We start from the raw sequence: 19,809 nt of genomic DNA on the forward strand, positions 1-19,809 counted from the left end.
AAAAGCAAATTCCGTATAAATAGCACTGCTACGGGCAAGTATGAGCCGTAAAAAAAGTCGTCACTAGGTCTGCGCATCTCGCCAGCGGCCTATAATTCCCAACTATAAGAGGCAGTGCCGCAGCTCTATGATGAGTTTGGCATGTATGCACTCGGTTGGCCTAGTCTCCTGTTTTTCTTTCCATGACGATCCACTCATCTGCCCCTAAAGGCCGCCTACTAGCAATTGGTGGCCACGAACAACGCCAAACCAACAACGGGAGTACCGACAGCGAGCAATCTGCTGACTTCATATTAGAGCGTTTCGTTCGAGAATTGCCCGCTAAAGAAACCGTAGTAGTCGTCCCGACTGCGTCAGAAGAGCCCGAAGAAGCGGCTCAGGAGTATGTCAAGGTCTTTGCTGAGCTTGGTATCAAGAACATCGAGGTGCTCGACATCCGTACTCGGGAGGAAACCAAGAACCCGGAAGCCTTGGCCATGATTAATCGGGCCGATGGAATCATGTTCACGGGAGGCGACCAGTTACGCCTAACTACCATTTTTGGCGGCACTGATTTGTTAAAGCGCATTGCTGAGCGCTACCAGCAAGAACCCATTGTAATTGCCGGAACCAGTGCCGGCGCAGCAGCCATGAGTACGCCCATGATCTACCAAGGGCGCAACGATGCGGGTTTCGTGAAAGATGAAATCCACATCACTACCGGCTTGCAGCTCATGCGCGACGTAGCCATTGATACGCACTTTGTGGCTCGAGGCCGAATTGTGCGTATGGCTCAGATTATAGCTACCAACCCTGGCTGTCTAGGCCTAGGCCTGGAGGAAGACACGGCCGTACTCGTAACCAAAGGCCGGGAGTTGGAAGTTATTGGAAATGGACTGGTAGTACTGGTTGATGGGCATGACTGCACGGGCAACACGATTGCCGTCATCAAGCCCGGAGAAGTGTTTTCCATTCGGGATTTACGGTTGCACTTGCTGGCCAAAGGGCAATGCTATACGCTGCCAGTGTAACCACGTAGAGTCTGTAAAGTAGCAGTGGGTGAGTATAGTAACACCAGCGTGAGCATGGCTTTTTCTCTTGTCAGATGTCCCGTACGATAATCGTTTCCAACCGCTTGCCTACTAAAGTGCAGCGCACCACTGAGGGCCTTGCGTTTCAGCCCAGCGAAGGGGGGTTAGCTACTGGCCTAGGATCCATTTATCGGGCCGATGATAATGTGTGGGTAGGCTGGCCCGGGTTATTCGTTGATGACCCCAGCGAACAGCAGCAAGTAACCGAGCGTCTGCAGGCCGATAGCATGGCTCCCGTTTTTCTGACCGAAAACGAGATTCACGACTATTACGAGGGCTTCAGTAACGGCACATTGTGGCCTACCTTTCATTATTTCAGTGAGTACGCCCTCTACGAGCAAACGCACTGGGAGGCCTACGTAGCCACAAATAAGAAATTTTGCCGAGCCGTGCTGGAATTGGCTGGCCCTGATGATACCATCTGGGTGCACGATTATCAATTGCTGCTGCTGCCCGAAATGATTCGGCGGGAGCGGCCGAAAGCAACTATCGGTTTCTTCTTGCACATCCCTTTTCCCTCGTATGAAATCATACGAGTACTGCCCTGGGGGGCGAGATTGTTGGAAGGAATGCTAGGCGCCGACCTGATTGGATTTCATACATTCAGTTATCAGCGCCACTTCATCAGTGCGGTTTCGCACATGTTGGGCTATCCGAACCAGAGCGGGCAAATTGACACGCCTAACCGCCCTGTGCTAATTGATGCCTTCCCCATGGGTATCGATTACCAGCATTATGCTGAAACTGCTCAGTCTGAAATAGTAGCTCAGCATATACTGGCCTACCGCGAAGCCCTGCGAGAAGGAAGAATTATTCTTTCCATTGACCGACTCGACTATACTAAAGGAATTGCGCAGCGGCTCCGGGCCTTCGAAGCACTGCTCGAGCGCTACCCAGCGTGGCGCGGGCAAGTGAGCCTACTGATGGTAGTGGTGCCTTCTCGCGACCAGGTAGCCCAGTATCAACATCTCAAGGAGGAAATTGACGAGCTGGTAGGTCGCCTTAATGCACAATACAGCACCATCACTTGGACGCCTATCCACTATTTCTACCGATCATTTCCCTTCGAGGAACTCGTTGCGCTATACCGCTTGGCCGACATTGCGCTCGTAACGCCCGTGCGCGACGGAATGAACCTAGTGGCTAAGGAATATGTGGCTTGCCGGACAGATGAGCGCGGCGTGCTGATCTTGAGCGAACGAGCCGGTGCGGCCCAAGAACTGTCCGATGCCCTACTCATCAATCCTACCGATACCAACCACGTAGCAGAGGCGCTGAATGAAGCGCTATTGATGCCGGAGGAGGAGCAAGCCAGTCGGATGGGACACCTCCGCGCCTTGGTACAACAATATGATGTGTTTGCCTGGACCAAACTATTCATGGACCGACTGGCCTACAGTAAGATCAAGCAGCATATTTATGCTACTGACTCCCTTGATCAGGTTGCCAGCGCTCAATTACAGACAGATTATGCCGCGGCAACTACGCGCCTGCTTCTGTTAGACTACGATGGCACGCTGGTGCGCTTTCACTCCAACCCGCAACGAGCCCAGCCCGATGCAGAGTTGCTTCAGTTGTTAGGCTCTCTGGCGGAAAATCCACGCAACCGCCTCGTTGTCATCAGCGGACGAGACCGAGGCACATTAGAAAAGTGGCTAGGCCACTTACCCGTCGATTTTATTGCCGAGCATGGTATTTGGCTGCGGCGTGCAGGGGAGGAGTGGCAACTCTTTCAGGAGCTTCGCGCCGAATGGAAGCGGGAACTGCTTCCCATCATGGACCTCTACGTGCGCCGCACAGCTGGCTCTTTTGTAGAGGAGAAGGACTATTCCTTAGCTTGGCACTACCGCCGCGTTGATGCCGATTTAGGTGCCGTTCGAGCTAGAGAACTGCTGAGCCACCTCTCTTTTATCACCTCCAATACCGATTTACAAGTGCTAGAAGGTAGTAAGGTACTGGAAGTGAAAAATGCAGGTATTAATAAAGGAACCGCCGTAGCTCGGTGGCTACACCAAGACCAGCCAGAGTTTATCTTGGCTCTCGGTGACGGCCGCACCGATGAAGATACATTTGGTGTACTGCCAGCGGAAGCCTACACTATAAAAGTAGGCAACGCGGCTCGGTCGTTAGCTCGCTACTGCGTAGGCGACGCAAGTCAGGCTCGCAGTGTATTGCAACGCTTGCTACTAGTAAAAGAGGTAGAGAGAATGGCCTAAGTACTTAAGCCATTATTTTTCCGCGTAAGTCCCAGTGACTGGATTTGACCTCCATGCTACCGGGTTGCCGCTTAATAGTGCGTGTGTACCGCTCTCCGGCAATCAGGCCATCGGGCCTACGCTTACCGAAAAACAGAGTCACTGGCTCACCGTGTTCATTCGTAACAAAAGTGATATCGTACCCTTTGAACACATCATCAATTCGAGAGGAAGGTTCAAAAGTCTTGCTGAGCTTCTTATCTAATTCGCGGTGCAGAGGCATATAAAGGAGAGTTGTGTTTCTACTCTCTACGGCCGTTTTTGCCATCAGATTCGAAACAGTTAACCTTTAATTTAAAACTCTTCTGTATGAAAATGCCATAGCTGGACTGTTACTTAATAATTAGACGCCAGTATAATTTAAGCTATTTAGTCCTGTACAGTATGTACAAAAAAAGAGGGTTGGCATTTTGCCAACCCTCTTTGGGTACTTAACTAACCAGTTGATTAGTTGAAGATATAACGCAGGCCAAACTGCATATAGTAGGTAGAGGCCAGAGCGTTGTTGTAACGGAAAGTATTGGTGATAGGCTGGCTGCGGTCCGTAGCTAAACGGAAGGTAGGCTTAACCGTACCACCTGCAGTGTAAACCGGCAAGTTTGGGTTGTTCGACGGAGCCGTAGTGTTGGTCGGAACCAAGATCGAGGCATTGTTGAACTGTTGTACTAAGCCCCAATCTTTATTGAGCAGGTTACCAAAGTTGAAGATATCCAGCGAGAACTGTAGTGTGTTTTTCTTACCACCAAGGTCCGTGAATATATCCTGTGCAAACTTGATATCTACTTGGTTACGCCATGGGAGTTTAGCACCGTTTCGCTCTGCATATTGACCTTTGCGCTTCTTCAAATAATCATCCTGCTCAATGTACTGGAAGAATAACTCTTTCTGACGTGCGGCCGAAACAATATTTGGGGCAGCAGAAGTACCATAGTTAAAGTCAGTGAAGATAATTTCCGACCCGTCTTTTGGTACGTAGATCAAGTCATTAGTCTGGCCATCACGGTTAAAGTCAGCACCGTAGATGTACGAGAAACGACCTTGAGAAGAGCCTTCGTAGAATACAGAGAGAGTTGTGCCCAAGTGGCCAATATACTCTTTCCGATAAGACAGCGAAGCAATTACTCGATCCGGTACAGCGAAGCCAGAATAGCTCAGCTCCGGGTCGTTCGAGTTATTCACGATAGGAGTGCCCGACCAAGTATTTAGCAATTGGTCACCGCCACCATCAAACAATACTTTCTGCTGAGTACGTACATAGGCTACCGAAGCGAAGAGACCGTTATCGAAACGCTTTTCTAGTTTGGCAGTCCCTGACAAGTAATAGCCTTGGTGACGGTTGTAAAGAACTACCGTATTGAATGCTTGCGTACCACGTGCGTCTCCTGTCCGGACGGGCTGGTTAGGCACTGGATTGGTGGCACTTACCGTAGACGACGTTAGAGGATTGATAAAACGGTCACGGTTCAATACAGGATATACCGGGCGGTTATCTGGGTAGCCGGCCGTATTCAGAGCTGTTGGATCTACTAAGTTGGGGTTACGACCCAATGCTATTGTAAGATCTTTGTTGTAGATACCTTCCAGAGTACCAACGATACCGAATGGCAGTTGAGCGTCAAGGGCTAAGCTGCTCTTCCAAGCCTGTGGGTTACGGAAGTTCCGGTCGGTAGCACTAAGAGTGGCAGGAACCTGAGTACCAGGTGTTGGAACCGTCGTGGGGCGGTAAGCAGCTGGATCAGGACTGAATGTTTTTGGAGCGTCAGCACCCGAGGCAGTAGTCGTAAATTGAATCAAGCCAGCATCACCTGCTTGTGATACGATCCAAACTGTGGGTACCCGACCAGAGAAGATGCCACTACCACCACGCAGCTGTAGGGTTCTGTCTCCTTTAATATCGTAATTGAAGCCAACGCGAGGCGACCACAGTACGCGGTTCTTAGGTAGAACACCTGTATCAATCTGCTCATTGTTAGCGAAGCGTAAGCCAGCTACCAATGGATGCGTCTGAATTTCTTTAACATCTAGGTAGGAATTTAACTCCAAGCGTAAGCCAGCTGTAACGCGTAACTTCTCACTCAGGTTAATTTCATCCTGTGCATAGGCAGAGTACTGTGCAGTTTTAAAACGAGGATATGCCTGTTCGTAGCCGGGCAGTAATGAGTAGGTTAGTGCGAAATCACGGGGCTGCCCTCCAGCTTTGAATTCATCCCATGAATTATACGTGTAGTAGCTAGTAGCGAAGCGCTGGAAGCCATTCTTCGTGCTCTGTAAGTCAAACTGGACACCAGCTGTGAGGTTATGAATACCAGCCGTGTAGTTAACATAGTCTACCGCTGAGTATGTTTCTACATCACGCAGGTTACCAAATGTGAAGGGCTCATAACCAAAAGAGGTGAGTGGGTTTACCCCCGTGGTATAAGTTCCGTTTGCATTACGCGTTCCATCAAGAATATCTACGAATGGGAACACTTCACTATTTGAGCTGCGAGGGTCCTTCTGGTGGGTGTAAGTACCACGCAGGGTATTAAAGAACCGCCCGCTAATAGTGGAGTTCAATTCAGCTGCCAGTGAATAAAAGTTGCTCTCCTGAAAGTAGTTGGAGTTGGAGAAAGGCAGGGCAAAATTACTCGTCCGAGTATTAGAGAAAGCTGTTAGAGGGCTGCGTGAGGTACTCACAAAGCTCGGTGACTTACTTTCTACTTGGCTGTAGCGAACTGAGAGGCGGTTGTTAGTATTAATGTTCCAGTCAACACGCCCTAGCAAAGTGGTACGGTCAGACTTAAACGAGTAGTCTTGATAAGGACCAGTTTCGTAACCGTACTTCTCACGTAGGAATGAACTTACCTCATCGAGGAATGCTCCCGTAGGCCGTACTACGTTGCTGGGCGTACCAGGAGCTCCATACACCTGGCCCGCAGTGGCAACTACGTTTTGCTGGCCTGGGCTAGTACGGTCCAGTTTCTCGGCATTAACAAAAAAGAAAAGCTTGTCTTTAATTACGGGACCACCGAAGCGGAAACCATACTGCTTTTCGTTAAGATCTTGTTTAACAAAAGTTTGGTCGCCAACCTTGTTACCTTGTTGATTCTGATTGCGCCAGTAGGTGTAAACTGAGCCAGAAAAGTCGTTGCTACCAGAGCGAGTAACGGCATTGATAGCACTACCAATGAAACCAGATTGACGTACGTCGAAAGGCGTTACGTTAACCGAAATTTCCTGCACGGCATCCAGTGAGATTGGGTTACCGTTAGCTGGCAGGTTGCCCCCAATACCAAAGTTGTTATTAAAGTCTGCACCGTCAATGGTAATATTATTCTGACGGAAATTACCACCACCAATTGCTCCAGTGCTACCAGAGTTTGCTTGAGGCGTTAGACGCGTAAAATCGTTTAGGCTGCGCGTGATAGTGGGCAAGCGCTGAATTTCTTGAGTGCTGATGTTCGTAGTAGAACCAGCACGCTCAGCATTCAAAACCGAACGTGTGTCATTACCACGTACTACAACTTCACCTAGCGTCTGCTCGGAGTCGCTCAGGTTGATATCGAGGCGTAGGTTCTGGCCTAGGGTCAGGAAGATATTTTCACGAACAGCCTCCTTGTACCCGATAAACGTTACGCGGATGGTGTATGGACCCCCTACACGCATGTTCTGCAGGCTGAAACGGCCTTCCGAGTTGGTTGGCGCTACGTACTGCGTGTTAGTGGGCGTGTGCACAGCAATAACTGTGGCACCTGGCAGGCCCGCTCCCGATTTGTCGGTAATAACACCGTTCATCGCCGAGGTGGTAGTGGCCTGGCCCCAGCTTAAATGGGCTGACAGGACCGCCAGTGGCACCATGGCCATTGAGGCGTAAAGATTGCGTCTCATAAAGGGGGGATTGGTGAAAAAGTACTGTGTGAAAGGGGCAAAAGAAAAAGTTGTGTTATACTTAGGGGCTGCCGTTGAGCTCTTGTAAACCCCTATGCTACACAAGGTTTGTTTTCGGCCACAAAGGTAATAGGGAAATTCACAACCTCGGTCGTACAGCCTTAATGAATCTGCTTAAGTAATAATCTGACTCAAGCGCATTCTCGATTACACCTAACGAACTGGAAGAGTGAATGAACTGTACACTCTCGTCAGAGGCTTCAGTGACAAGTCCCACGTGAGTTATGGTAGAACTACCTGGCGAACCTCCGAAAAATACTAAATCGCCGGGCTGTAGGTTCTGTGGCTTTACAGGGTCACCCCAAAGAGCCTGCTCGTTGCTAGAGCGCGGAATAGTAACATTGATGGCGGCAAATGACATGAAAAGTAAGCCGGAGCAGTCCATGCCGAGGCGGGTGGTACCACCAAATTTATAGGGGGTTCCTTCGAAGGAGCGGGCGGTTTCAATGACGGAAGCAATTTCTCGTCTGAGATTCGCTGGCGTTGGGCGGGCGCTAGGCCTCTTCACCACTACCTTGCTCTTGCCAGCCGCCGTAGCTATTTTAGCTTTGGACTTATTCGCGGGTGACACTCCGCGCCGACGTTCATTGGCCTTTATCCGGGCCATATCCCGGGCCGAGTAGTATCGACCGTTTCGGTAATTTACTTTTTTGGCACCACTGCAAGCAGCCAGCCAACTCAGCAGCCCTATCAGTAGCACTGGCAGCCACCGGCGCCACTGCGCCGAATGCCGTACCTTCGTAACGTGTTCCCGCATCGGTGCAAAGATAGGTGAACAGGTCATTTTGCTCCTCTATATATGGAATATCAAGTTTTAACCCCGTCATTGATTGCTCAATTTGAGGCTATTGTTGGGGAAGCGCACGTGCTAACAGCGCAACGTGTAGAAGCCGATGTGTATGCCGATTATGGTCGTGACCATACGGAGGATCTGCACTTTGCGCCCGATGTAGTCGTGCGCCCAGCAAACGCCGACGAGGTGAGTCAAATTGTACGGCTGTGCTACGAGTATCACATTCCGGTAACTCCTCGCGGGGCGGGCACTGGCCTATCAGGGGGGGCGTTGCCAATCCACCATGGGGTAGTGCTGAGTACTGAGCGCCTAAACCGCATCATTGAAATTGATGAGCGCAACCTGCAGGCTACTGTGGAGCCTGGAGTGGTTACGGAAGTGTTTCAAAACGCAGTGAAGGAGGTAGGCCTGTTCTATCCGCCTGATCCGGCTAGCAAAGGCAGCTGCTTTCTAGGTGGCAACCTTAGCGAAAGCAGCGGCGGGCCAAAAGCCGTCAAATACGGTGTCACGAAGGACTACGTGTTGAATATGCAGGTGGTACTACCTACCGGCGAAATCATCTGGACTGGTGCTAACACGCTAAAAAATGCTACTGGCTACAACCTCACCCAGCTAATGATTGGCTCCGAGGGTACGCTGGGCATTATCACGCGTATTGTATTCAAGCTGCTTCCTTACCCGCAACAGAACATTCTGCTACTGGCACCTTTCCGGGATGAAACTGAGGCCGCTACTGCCGTTTCAGCAATTTTTAGAGCGGGTATCGTGCCATCTGGCCTAGAGTTTATGGAGCGTGAGGCTATTGAATGGTCATCACGCTACCTCAATATTCCGCTTAATCTGCCAACTGACATCCGTGCCCACTTACTTATTGAGCTTGATGGGCAGGATCTGGATCAGCTGTATAAAGAGGCAGAAGCCGTATACGCCGTGCTGGAAAAATACGACGTAGATGAGATCCTGCTGGCCGATACAGCAACTCAGAAAGATGACTTGTGGCGGATTCGCCGTAACATCGGCAATGCTGTGCGCTATAATTCTGTCTACAAGGAAGAAGATACAGTTGTACCTCGGGCCGAGCTGGCCACGCTACTGAGGGGAGTAAAGGAAATCGGAACTCGATACGGCTTTAACTCAGTGTGCTACGGCCACGCTGGCGACGGGAATTTGCACGTCAACATTATTCGTGGTGAGCTCGATGATGAAATGTGGCATCGTGGCCTACAAGAGCCAATTAAAGAATTGTTCCGGCTGTGCGTTAGCCTGGGCGGAACAATTTCCGGTGAGCACGGAATAGGCCTAGTACAGAAACCGTATATCGGTATTGCTATTGGAGAGGCTCAGCTCAACTTGATGCGCGGTATCAAGCAAGTGTTCGACCCGCACGGTATCATGAATCCGGGTAAAATCTTCTAACGACTTTTTCATAAAAAACGCCTCCCATTTGTTGAGAGGCGTTTTTTATGAAAAACGGTTGGGAGTCGAGAATACTCTAGCTTTGGTCGCCTTTCAATTTATCTTCACCACCATAGGGGGCGCCGGCAGTGATGTCGCCGCGTAGGCCACCTTGCGAAACGCCTGGCTGAGTAGATGGCTGTTGCGAAAGGGTCGTATTGTCGTTGGCCTGTACTTCTGGTCCGGAGTTGGCATCGGCGCCACCAACCTGTGAGCCGGTTGCGGGCTGACCGTTACCCGTGATAACAGTAGTAGACTCTCCGACTGGCCCTGCTATCTCCGCCACCTTCGCAATGTATTGCCGGCGCGCATCATCATGGCTGACTCCTTTATACTTGCTCCAGGCATCCCACTGAGCCTGTGAAAGGCCTTTAGGGCCATTCGGGTTGTCGGGCGTATCATCTCCTACTTCGTCACGCTTCGCGTCATGGTCACCATCTGTAGCTTGCTTATATAGGCCGTACAGGTCGTTCATATGCGCTGCGGCTTGATCACCAGGAAGGTTGTCTACGCGCGAAACAGCTGCTTCAAACTCTTGCTGCAGAGTTAGTTGGTCTTGTAAATTCATGGCTATGGTCGAGGTAAGGATGGGAGAGCATCTAAGAGGTGTACTAACGTGGCACGGCTTTGGTTGCGAGCGGCGACCGTAGTTTTTCCGAACTCAAGTCCTGATAGTTCGTACTTTTGCCCGCCCTATGTGTGGAATTACCGGAGTATTCGCCTTTACTGAAGCAGGCCGCGGTTCGCTAGCGTCCTTGCATGCCTCAACCGACGCCATTGTTAGCCGAGGTCCCGATTCTCAAGGACACTTTGTCTACGATCGGTGTGGCCTAGGCTTTCGTCGCCTAGCTATTCTTGACCTCACCGCCGATGGTAACCAGCCCATGACGGATGAGTCAGGTCGCTATACTATTGTCTTTAACGGCGAGATTTTCAACTTTAAAGAGTTGCGCCAAAAGCTAATCAGTAAAGGCCACCGCTTTCACTCCCAAACCGACACGGAAGTAATTCTACGCCTGTATATCTCGGAAGGGCGCAGCTTTATTAAAAAGCTGAATGGCTTTTTTGGGTTTGCCATCTACGATAAGGAAGAGGATTCCGTCTTTATCGCCCGCGACCGGATGGGGGAGAAGCCCCTGTTGCTCTATCGTGATGAGGATAAGCTACTCTTCGCTTCAGAAATGAAGTCGCTACTGGCGTTGGGCATTCCGCGTAAGCTCGACTATGTAGCGCTGAGTCATTACTTGCAGCTCAACTATATTCCTGGACCAGCTACGATTTTTAAAGGAGTCAAAAAGCTCCTGCCAGGCCACTATCTGTACATCAAGGGCAAGAAGGTAGTCCGCAAACGCTGGTACAAGATTCCTTACGACCCTAAGAAGGTTGAGAAGAACAAGCTGACGTATGAGCAGCAGCAGAAAAAGCTGGTGGAGCTGCTGGATGATGCTACCGCCCGCCGCCTGGTAGCTGATGTGCCGCTCGGTGCCTTCCTAAGCGGAGGTATTGACTCCTCCGTTATCGTCGCGCTAGCTTCGCGTCACACCCCCCACCTGAACACCTTCAGCATTGGCTACCGTGACGAACCTTTCTTTGACGAAACGAAGTACGCTAAGCTCGTAGCCGATAAGTATAAAACCAACCACACGGTTTTCTCGCTGACCAACCAAGACCTGTACGACCATATCTTCGATGTGTTGAATTACATCGACGAGCCCTTCGCCGATTCATCAGCCTTAGCAGTCTATATTCTCAGCAAGCGTACCCGCGAAAAGGCTACCGTGGCTCTTTCTGGTGATGGTGCTGATGAGCTCTTTGGTGGGTACAACAAGCATATGGGCGAATTTCAAGTTCGCCAAGGGGGCTTTAAAGCAGAGGCTGTTACTGGGTTAAACTTATTGTGGGATATTCTCCCGAAGTCACGTAACTCCTTCTTCGGTAATAAAATACGGCAGTTCCAACGCTTCTCCCGCGGCATGCTAAGCGGCCCGAAAGACCGCTATTGGGATTGGGCTTCTTTTGCCTCTGAAAAAGACGCTCGTAACCTGCTCAGCGCGGCTGCCCGTCGTAAAGTAGGGAAGAAGCTTGCCGATAAGCGCCGTAAAGAACTGCTCGAAGACCTGCACAGCGACGGTGACCTTAATGAGGTATTGCTGGCTGATACCAAGATGGTGTTACCCTACGACATGCTCATTAAAGTAGACCTGATGAGCATGGCTAACTCCCTTGAGGTAAGACCACCATTCCTGGACCCCAACGTGGTAAACTTTGCCTTCTCCTTGCCCGTCGAAAGCAAGATCGACGCCAATATGAAGAAGAAGATTGTGCAGGACGCATTCCGTCCTATGCTGCCTGAGGAGTTGTACAAGCGCCCGAAGCATGGTTTCGAAGTGCCCTTACTGAAGTGGTTTCGTGGCGAGCTACGACCTCTTATCGAGGATGACCTACTCTCGGACGCATTCATCGAGGCGCAAGGAGTATTTGATGTAGCCGCAATACAAGCTCTTAAAACTCAACTTTTTTCTCGTAGTCCCGGTGATGTACACGCTCGTATTTGGGCGCTTATTGTATTCCAATGGTGGTGGAAAAAGTGGATGATGGCCTAGGGTAAGAAGCGCAAATTCTAAACTAGCAAACAGAGCTTCAGATTTGAAGTAGTCCACAAACGTACTTTTCCTTAATGATTCCATCGGCTACGCCACGCAAGCTTTCCATCGTAATACCAGCTTATAACGAGGGGGCCACTATTCACCTAATTTTAGATCAGGTGAAAGCGGTAACTCTGTTAGGCGGTATGGAAAAGGAAGTTATTGTTGTGAATGACTGTTCGCGGGACAATACGGAAGAGGCTATTAAACGCTATATCGCTGCTAACCCAGAGTTACTAATTCAGTATCGTAAGCACGAAGTCAACCAAGGCAAAGGAGCCGCATTACATACCGGCATTCGAGAAGCGACGGGTGATTACATTGTCATTCAGGATGCAGATCTAGAGTATGATCCAGAGGAGTACAATGTATTGCTGAGGCCAGTTCTTCGTGGAGTAGCCGATGTGGTATATGGGTCGCGCTTCATGGGAGGCAAACCCCATCGTATCCTATTCTTTTGGCATAGCATAGGTAACCATTGGTTGACTATGCTCTCTAATGCCTTCTCCAATCTTAACCTCACAGATATGGAGACGTGTTACAAACTATTTCGGCGGGATATAGTACAGGGGCTTACTCTGGAAGAAAAGAGATTTGGCTTTGAGCCTGAGGTTACGCTAAAAATTGCGCGTATACCTAACATCCGAATCTACGAAGTTGGAATAAGTTACTACGGCCGCACTTACGCTGAGGGTAAAAAAATAGGTTGGCGTGATGGATTTAGAGCAATTTACTGCATACTTAAGTATGGATTATTACAATAATTAATTAGAGAAATAGGCCCGTTACTTTCTTTTGGCCAATTTCCTTCACTGTGCCCCTTTCTCATATTTCCCTTTCATATGAAAATTGCAGTAGTAGGTACCGGGTATGTAGGCCTTGTGACAGGCACATGCTTCGCTGAAGTCGGCATTGATGTTACGTGCATCGATATCGACCAGAAAAAAATTGACAACCTCCACAAGGGTATTCTCCCTATTTACGAGCCTGGCTTGGAGGAAATGGTTTCTCGCAATGTAGCGGCAAACCGGTTGCATTTCTCCACCAACATCGGAGAGGCTATCAAAGATTGTGACGTTGCGTTTATAGCCGTAGGTACCCCTCCCGGCGAAGATGGCTCCGCTGATCTGAAATACGTGCTAGCCGTGGCCCGTAGCATTGGTGAAAATATGACCAATTATACGGTTATTGTAACCAAAAGCACAGTGCCAGTTGGTACGGCAGCTAAGGTGCGCAAAGAAATTGAAGCCGCTTTAGATAAGCGTGGCGAGAGCATCGATTTCGACGTAGCCTCAAACCCAGAATTCCTGAAAGAAGGCGCGGCCATCGACGACTTCCTCAAGCCCGACCGCATTGTGATTGGCGTGGCTTCGGAGCGCGCTGAAGAGATGATGAGCCGCCTGTACAAGCCTTTCCTGCTCAACGGCCACCCCATCATCTTTATGGACATTCCGTCGGCAGAAATGACGAAATACGCGGCCAACTCTATGCTGGCAACGAAAATTTCGTTCATGAACGACATTGCCAACCTGTGCGAAATCATGGGAGCCGATGTGAATATGGTGCGCAAGGGCATTGGCTCTGATGCGCGCATTGGCACCAAGTTTATCTACCCCGGCATCGGCTACGGCGGCTCCTGCTTCCCCAAAGACGTGAAAGCTCTCATCAAAACGGCGGCCGAAAACGGCTACGAGATGCAGGTGTTGCAGGCCGTAGAGGGTGTGAATGAAGCGCAGAAAGAAGTCTTGTTCAGCAAAGTGAAGAAGCATTTCGGCGGCAACCTGAAAGGCAAAAAGATGGCTGTTTGGGGTCTGTCTTTCAAGCCGAAAACCGACGACATGCGCGAAGCGCCCTCGCTGGTGATTATTGAGAAACTGCTGGCCGAAGGCTGCACTGTATCGGCCTATGATCCGGTGGCTATGCCAGAAGCCAAGCACAGCCTCGGCGACAGCATTACCTACGCAAAAGATCAGTTTGATGCTCTGATTGATGCCGACGCCCTGCTAGTAGTAACGGAATGGCCGGAGTTCCGCTCTCCTTCCTTCGAAGTAGTAGGTCGTCTGCTGAAGCAGAAGGTGATTTTCGATGGCCGTAATATTTACGACCCTATCGAAATGAAAGAAGCGGGTTTCGCTTACCATTGCATTGGTATTCGCACTGCTCACCACGAGCCTGCATAAGCGGTACCTCCTAACCAACGTAAAAATGGCTGAAAAAAAACGCGTTTTAATTACTGGCGGAGCAGGCTTCTTAGGCTCTCACCTCTGCGACCGGTTCCTGGCCGAAGGGTACCATGTTATTGCCATGGACAACCTCATCACTGGGGACCTGGCCAACATTGAGCACCTGTTTGGTAAAGAAGACTTTGAGTTCCATCACGCCGATGTCTCGAAGTTTGTATTCGTACCTGGCAAGCTGGACTACATCCTGCACTTCGCCTCGCCGGCCTCACCCATCGACTACCTTAAAATCCCGATTCAGACGCTGAAGGTGGGTTCGTTGGGTACGCATAACCTGCTAGGCCTAGCCCGCGTGAAGGGCGCCCGCATGCTGATTGCTAGCACCTCGGAAGTGTACGGCGACCCTGAGATTCACCCCCAGGTAGAAGAGTACTTCGGCAACGTAAACCCCGTGGGGCCACGTGGCTGCTACGACGAAGCCAAGCGCTTCCAGGAAGCCATTACAATGGCCTACCACAACCACCACGGTCTGGAGACGCGCATTGTGCGCATCTTCAACACCTACGGCCCCCGTATGCGCCTCAACGACGGCCGCGTGTTGCCAGCATTCCTTTCGCAAGCGTTGCGCGGGGAAAACCTGACCGTATTTGGTGACGGCTCGCAAACCCGTTCGTTCTGCTACGTAGACGACCTGATTGAAGGTATCTATCGCTTGCTGCTGAGTGACTACCCCTTGCCCGTGAACATCGGCAACCCCGATGAAATCACCATTAAGGAGTTCGGCGAGGAAATTGCCAACCTGATGGGTGTAGAGTTCAAGCCAACCTACCAGGAATTGCCGCAGAACGATCCCATGAAGCGTAAGCCGGACATTACCAAGGCGAAAGAGATTCTGGGTTGGGAGCCGAAAGTAGGTCGGGCTGAAGGTCTGCGCCGGACGCTGGAGTACTTCAAGGAGCACGTGCAAGGTGCTGCTACCGGTCAGGTAGACAACACGCCTCGCTCGTTCTAGGCCATTAGAAGCTGTAAATAGAAAAGCCGGCTGCCTGAGGCAGCCGGCTTTTTACGTTCTTTGAGGGTAAGAACAACCCGTTGTCGTACATGACTAAGCCATATCTGCTTGATTTTCCTAAAGTGGGTGCCCCCGATATTGGCTATATATCGGTAGGGGAAGTGGCAGCAGCCATACCGTTTGAGGTAAAGCGGGTATTCTGGACGTATTATACGCCCGAAAGTATTGTACGCGGACGCCATGCCCATCACCAAACTGCGCAGGTACTAGTAGCCGTAACCGGGCGCATTATTGTAATGACCGAGTTGCGCGGCGGCGACATGCAAACCTTTGTGCTAGAGCGCCCTGACCAAGGCGTGTATATCCCGCCGTACTGCTGGCACACCATGCAGTACTCGCACACGGCCGTGCAACTGGCGTTGGCTTCTACGTCCTATGATGCTGCCGACTACATCCGCGACTACGCAGAATTCAAACTGTTATGAGCACATTAGAAGCCTTGATAGAAGCGCGAGCCGGGGTGTTAACCTTTTACTCGCCCTATCATTGCTTACGTAGCCTACCGGATAGCGGATCGCCTTGGCAGCTACTTCGCGCTCAATTGCTAAGCTTTGGCAATGAGGGGGATACGTATTGCTGGTCCAGTAATAATGGTTGTTATTTCCTGTATGCAGACTTGCCTTGGGATTCCGTGTTTTTTGGCCGTCCTATGGCTCGGCTGCGCACCATCTTGTTTGACTCTGCGATAAATCTACAAACTGCCTGCCTGGATTTTGCGGCGCATTTAGCCGCACGCGGAGTGCGTCATTGCATTGCTGATATACCGGCTGAAGATATTCAGCTACTACAGGTGCTAGGCCAGTCAGGATGGGTATTAGCTGAGACAAGGCTGCAATACGTGCATGAGAACTTACGTCAGCTTCCTCCCGAACGATATAAGGTTAGGCAAGCAGTGGAGTCGGAACAGGACACGCTAGGCCACATTGCGGCAAAAAATCCTAATCCATTCGACCGTTTTCATGCAGATCCTTTTTTCTCCATTAAAGAGGCCAATACTTTCCTGGGCAGATATGCCACTGCGGCCGTTAATGGTTACTGTGAAGAAGTGTTAGTGCCTGATGAAGCAGGTGTTCCGCTAGACAGTTTTATTGCCGTCAACTACCAGCAGCGGGACGCAGTAAGTGAAGCCAATAGCATCGGCCGCATTATGCTTATGACGGTGGGAGTACAAAACCGCGGATGGGGCCGCAAGCTATTGGCAGAAGCGCTGCATAGGGCGCACGAACGCGGGGTGTACGCCGTCTTTTCCACTACACAAACCACGAACAGGGCCATAATTCATATCAAAGAAAAACTGGGCTTCCGCTTGGGAGCCGTAACGCACATTCTCAGCTGGTCACGCCCTTGATGTCATAACGGGCCTTATGCAAAGGGAATCTAGAAGTCCCATTCTATTGCTGCGTATCTTGCCGTCATGCCTAAGCTGTCGGTTATTATCCCCTGCTACCACAACGAAGCAAACATTCCACTATTGGACACAGAATTGGTGGCTAACAAGTCTCTATTTCCTCCGGATGTAGACGTTGAGTATGTCTTTGTGGATGATGGGTCTGAAGACGGTACCCTGGCAGCTCTTCATGACCTCCGAAAGCAATACCCCCGCCAAGTATGTGTGGTAGAGCTGGCCGGAAATGTAGGAGCCTATAATGCCGTTGTGGCGGGCATGGAATATGCCACCGGCGATTGTTTAGCCGTATTAGCCGCTGACTTACAAGACCCCCCAGCCTTGTTAGTCGACATGTATGGTTACTGGAAGCAAGGCATCCGGCTGGTAATTGGCAGCCGACAAGACCGGCCCGAGACTGGCCTTTCTCGTCTGCTGTCTACTTCCTTTCACTGGTTGATGCGGCGTTTTGCGCTTCGCAATGTGCCCGCTGGTGGTTTTGACTTTGTGCTCTTCGACCGACAAGTAGCCACGGAGGTGCTTCAAATGCGTGAGCGGAACAGCAACATTTTCTACCTGATGCTCTGGCTGGGATATCCTTACGTGAACATTCCGTACGTGCGGCGTCCGCGTCGTCTAGGCCACTCCCGCTGGACCCTCGCCAAGCGCATTAAGCTGTTTGTTGATTCCTTCGTTTCTTTTTCCTTCCTGCCCATCCGGCTGATATCCGTCGTAGGCATGGTCCTGGGGACGCTGGCGCTGCTCTACGGCGCCTATATCATCCTGATGCGCCTTCTTGGCTCGCCGGAGCCCTCCGGTTGGTCGTCGCTGATGGTAGTACTGCTGGTAGTATCGGCTTTTCAGATGCTAGCCCTTGGCATTATAGGTGAGTACGTTTGGCGCGGTCTTGATGCCGCTCGCAATCGGCCATTGTATGTCGTGAAAGAAGTAACTGAGCCTCTGTCCTAGGCCTACTGCCGCAGTTGTAACTTACATGAATATACCCTTCTTGTCTTTTTCCGGGCAGCACGACCCCATCCGGGCGGAAGTGCTGGCAGCCATGGCTCGTGTGTATGACAGTAAATGGTATGTGCTAGGCCAGGAGGTGGAGCAGTTCGAGGCTGCCTATGCCGCTTTTAATGAGGTAGGCCACTGTATAGGCGTGGGCAACGGCCTCGATGCTCTGCACCTGTCGCTACGGGCGTTGGAAATTGGGCCAGGCGATGAAGTAATCGTGCCCAGCAATACGTACATCGCCACGTGGTTAGCCGTATCCTACGTAGGGGCAACCATCGTGCCCGTTGAGCCCCGCCTGGATACTTACAACCTGGATCCTCAGTTGCTAGAGGCGGCCATTACCCCTCGTACCCGCGCCATCATTCCGGTTCATCTCTACGGCCAAGCTTGTGAGATGAAAGCTATCATGTCCGTTGCTCATCAGCATAACTTATACGTGATTGAAGACAACGCGCAAGCCCACGGAGCCACGTACAACGGGCAGCTAACCGGCAGCTTCGGCCACCTGAATGCCACTAGCTTTTACCCCGGTAAAAACCTGGGGGCCCTGGGCGACGCCGGAGCCGTGACCTCCAATAACCCTGGCCTAGCTCAGCGCATCAAGGCCTTGCGCAACTACGGCTCCACCGAGAAATACCTCAACAATATCATCGGTTACAACTCCCGACTCGATGAGCTACAGGCAGCCGTACTGAGTGCTAAGTTGCCGCACCTCTCAGCATGGACGGCCCAACGCCAGCAAATTTCGGCCTGGTATACTGAAATGCTAGCTGATATACCTGGCCTCACATTGCCCCACACAGCCCCTGGCTGCTCCCATGTATTTCATGTGTATGTAGTGCGCACCATGCAGCGAGATGCTCTACAACAGTTTTTAGCTACTTCTGATATCGGAACTCTAGTTCATTATCCTGTTCCGCCTCATCAACAACTGGCCTACGAACACCTAGGGTGGGGACAGGGGCGGTTTCCCGTTGCCGAAGAGTTGGCACGTACCTCTCTTAGTCTGCCTGTATGGCCTGGTTTAACTGCTGACCAAGTAGCATTTATAGCTAAGCAGGTCAGATTGTTTTTCGAAGCTCAACCAAATAAGTACTAGTAGCCACCACAAAGTAAGATCGTTTTCAAGTGGTAGAGCTCGTCTTAAATAGAGATTGCCTAGTTTTGTGCATAAGTTGGAATAACGCTGCCCCTCTGACAAGGCGTGGTGCATAGATAACCTTTATTGATACTCCTTCCGTGAAAGTAGTAATTCTTGCTGGCGGCCTGGGTACTCGCCTCTCCGAGGAAACGGTACTTAAGCCTAAGCCCATGGTAGAAATTGGGGATATGCCCATTCTCTGGCACATCATGAAAATTTATTCGGCCCACGGCTTTAATGATTTCGTTATCTGCCTCGGTTACAAGGGCTATGTTATCAAGGAATACTTTGCTAATTACTTCCTGCACAAGTCAGACGTAACAATTAACCTGAAGGAGAACTCCTTGCAGGTGCATGACAGCTTTGCTGAACCCTGGAACATCACGCTAGTTGATACCGGGATGGAAACCATGACGGGTGGGCGCATCAAGCGTGTAAAGCAGCACATCGGCAACGAAACCTTCTTCCTAACTTACGGCGACGGGGTTGCAGATGTGAATATCCGCGAGTCCTTAGAGCACCACCAGCAGAGCGGTAAACTGTGCACGGTTACAGCAGTGCAGCCTAGCGGCCGTTTCGGAGCACTAAATTTTGGTGAGCAAGATCAAGTGACATCCTTTACGGAAAAGCCTAAGGGCGACGGCGCTTGGATCAACGGCGGTTTCTTCGTTTGTGAACCCTCCGTGATAGACTTTATTGAAGACGACTCGACCATTTGGGAGCGGGAGCCACTAGAGAGTATTGCCGCCGCTGGTCAGATGCAGGCCTACAAGCACCATGGCTTCTGGAAGCCTATGGATACGTTACGAGACAAAATCGAGCTGGAAAACGACTTGCGGAACGGGGTAGCGAAGTGGAAAACGTGGTAAG

Annotated in this window: 15 protein-coding genes; 12 read left to right on the forward strand and 3 right to left on the reverse strand. The window is 50.8% G+C overall.

The genetic code is table 11. The features are described 5' to 3' along the window. Window positions 1–182: 182 nt before the first annotated feature. Window positions 183–1,010: a cyanophycinase gene (locus EU556_RS09245; protein ID WP_135433465.1), complete on the forward strand. Its 828-nt coding sequence runs from the start codon at window positions 183–185 to the stop codon at window positions 1,008–1,010. A 74-nt stretch (window positions 1,011–1,084) separates the two neighbouring features. After that, window positions 1,085–3,286 (forward strand): bifunctional alpha,alpha-trehalose-phosphate synthase (UDP-forming)/trehalose-phosphatase, encoded by a 2,202-nt coding sequence (locus tag EU556_RS09250; RefSeq protein WP_135433467.1) that lies wholly within the window; start codon window positions 1,085–1,087, stop codon window positions 3,284–3,286. A 486-nt stretch (window positions 3,287–3,772) separates the two neighbouring features. On the opposite strand, the gene EU556_RS09260 is transcribed toward EU556_RS09250, so the two are convergent. Together EU556_RS09260 and EU556_RS26640 are read right to left on the reverse strand one after the other, a co-directional pair. Next, entirely contained in the window at window positions 3,773–7,192 is a 3,420-nt protein-coding gene (locus tag EU556_RS09260) for a TonB-dependent receptor (RefSeq protein WP_135433471.1), read from the reverse strand. Between the two features lie 139 nt (window positions 7,193–7,331). Beyond that, complete coding sequence (locus tag EU556_RS26640; RefSeq protein ID WP_317128708.1) at window positions 7,332–8,036, reverse strand: C40 family peptidase; 705 nt, start codon at window positions 8,034–8,036, stop codon at window positions 7,332–7,334. A gap of 15 nt (window positions 8,037–8,051) precedes the next feature. Between EU556_RS26640 and EU556_RS09270 the strand changes: the two genes are divergently transcribed. Next, complete coding sequence (locus tag EU556_RS09270; protein WP_135433475.1) at window positions 8,052–9,461, forward strand: FAD-binding oxidoreductase; 1,410 nt, start codon at window positions 8,052–8,054, stop codon at window positions 9,459–9,461. 76 nt (window positions 9,462–9,537) lie between these two features. Here the strand turns inward: EU556_RS09270 and EU556_RS09275 are convergent, their stop codons facing one another. Further along, window positions 9,538–10,068, reverse strand: a complete 531-nt coding sequence (locus EU556_RS09275; RefSeq protein ID WP_135433477.1) for an acyl-CoA-binding protein — start codon at window positions 10,066–10,068, stop codon at window positions 9,538–9,540. Between the two features lie 127 nt (window positions 10,069–10,195). Between EU556_RS09275 and asnB the strand changes: the two genes are divergently transcribed. The 9 genes from asnB (at window position 10,196) to rfbF (ending at window position 19,808) form a co-directional block, all read left to right on the forward strand. After that, entirely contained in the window at window positions 10,196–12,103 is a 1,908-nt protein-coding gene (asnB, locus tag EU556_RS09280; RefSeq protein ID WP_135433479.1) for an asparagine synthase (glutamine-hydrolyzing), read from the forward strand. A 74-nt stretch (window positions 12,104–12,177) separates the two neighbouring features. Beyond that, on the forward strand, window positions 12,178–12,909 hold the full coding sequence (locus tag EU556_RS09285; RefSeq protein WP_135433481.1) for a glycosyltransferase family 2 protein: 732 nt from the start codon (window positions 12,178–12,180) through the stop codon (window positions 12,907–12,909). Between the two features lie 78 nt (window positions 12,910–12,987). Beyond that, complete coding sequence (locus EU556_RS09290; protein ID WP_135433483.1) at window positions 12,988–14,325, forward strand: UDP-glucose dehydrogenase family protein; 1,338 nt, start codon at window positions 12,988–12,990, stop codon at window positions 14,323–14,325. A 25-nt stretch (window positions 14,326–14,350) separates the two neighbouring features. Beyond that, entirely contained in the window at window positions 14,351–15,337 is a 987-nt protein-coding gene (locus tag EU556_RS09295) for a UDP-glucuronic acid decarboxylase family protein (protein WP_135433485.1), read from the forward strand. An 89-nt stretch (window positions 15,338–15,426) separates the two neighbouring features. Beyond that, on the forward strand, window positions 15,427–15,822 hold the full coding sequence (locus EU556_RS09300; RefSeq protein ID WP_210116252.1) for a sugar 3,4-ketoisomerase: 396 nt from the start codon (window positions 15,427–15,429) through the stop codon (window positions 15,820–15,822). Then, the gene (locus EU556_RS09305) at window positions 15,819–16,745 is read left to right on the forward strand and encodes a GNAT family N-acetyltransferase (protein ID WP_135433489.1); all 927 of its coding nucleotides are present in this window, start codon (window positions 15,819–15,821) and stop codon (window positions 16,743–16,745) included. The genes EU556_RS09300 and EU556_RS09305 overlap by 4 nt, the downstream gene beginning before the upstream one ends. A 66-nt stretch (window positions 16,746–16,811) precedes the next feature. Further along, window positions 16,812–17,750: a glycosyltransferase family 2 protein gene (locus EU556_RS09310; protein ID WP_135433491.1), complete on the forward strand. Its 939-nt coding sequence runs from the start codon at window positions 16,812–16,814 to the stop codon at window positions 17,748–17,750. A 25-nt stretch (window positions 17,751–17,775) separates the two neighbouring features. Next, window positions 17,776–18,897, forward strand: a complete 1,122-nt coding sequence (locus EU556_RS09315) for a DegT/DnrJ/EryC1/StrS family aminotransferase (protein ID WP_135433493.1) — start codon at window positions 17,776–17,778, stop codon at window positions 18,895–18,897. Window positions 18,898–19,037: 140 nt separating this feature from the next. Next, window positions 19,038–19,808 (forward strand): glucose-1-phosphate cytidylyltransferase, encoded by a 771-nt coding sequence (rfbF, locus tag EU556_RS09320; protein ID WP_135433495.1) that lies wholly within the window; start codon window positions 19,038–19,040, stop codon window positions 19,806–19,808. The last annotated feature ends 1 nt before the right edge of the window (window position 19,809 follow it).

Source organism: Hymenobacter fodinae (assembly GCF_004745825.1).
In the GTDB taxonomy this organism is placed as follows: Bacteria; Bacteroidota; Bacteroidia; order Cytophagales; family Hymenobacteraceae; genus Hymenobacter; species Hymenobacter fodinae.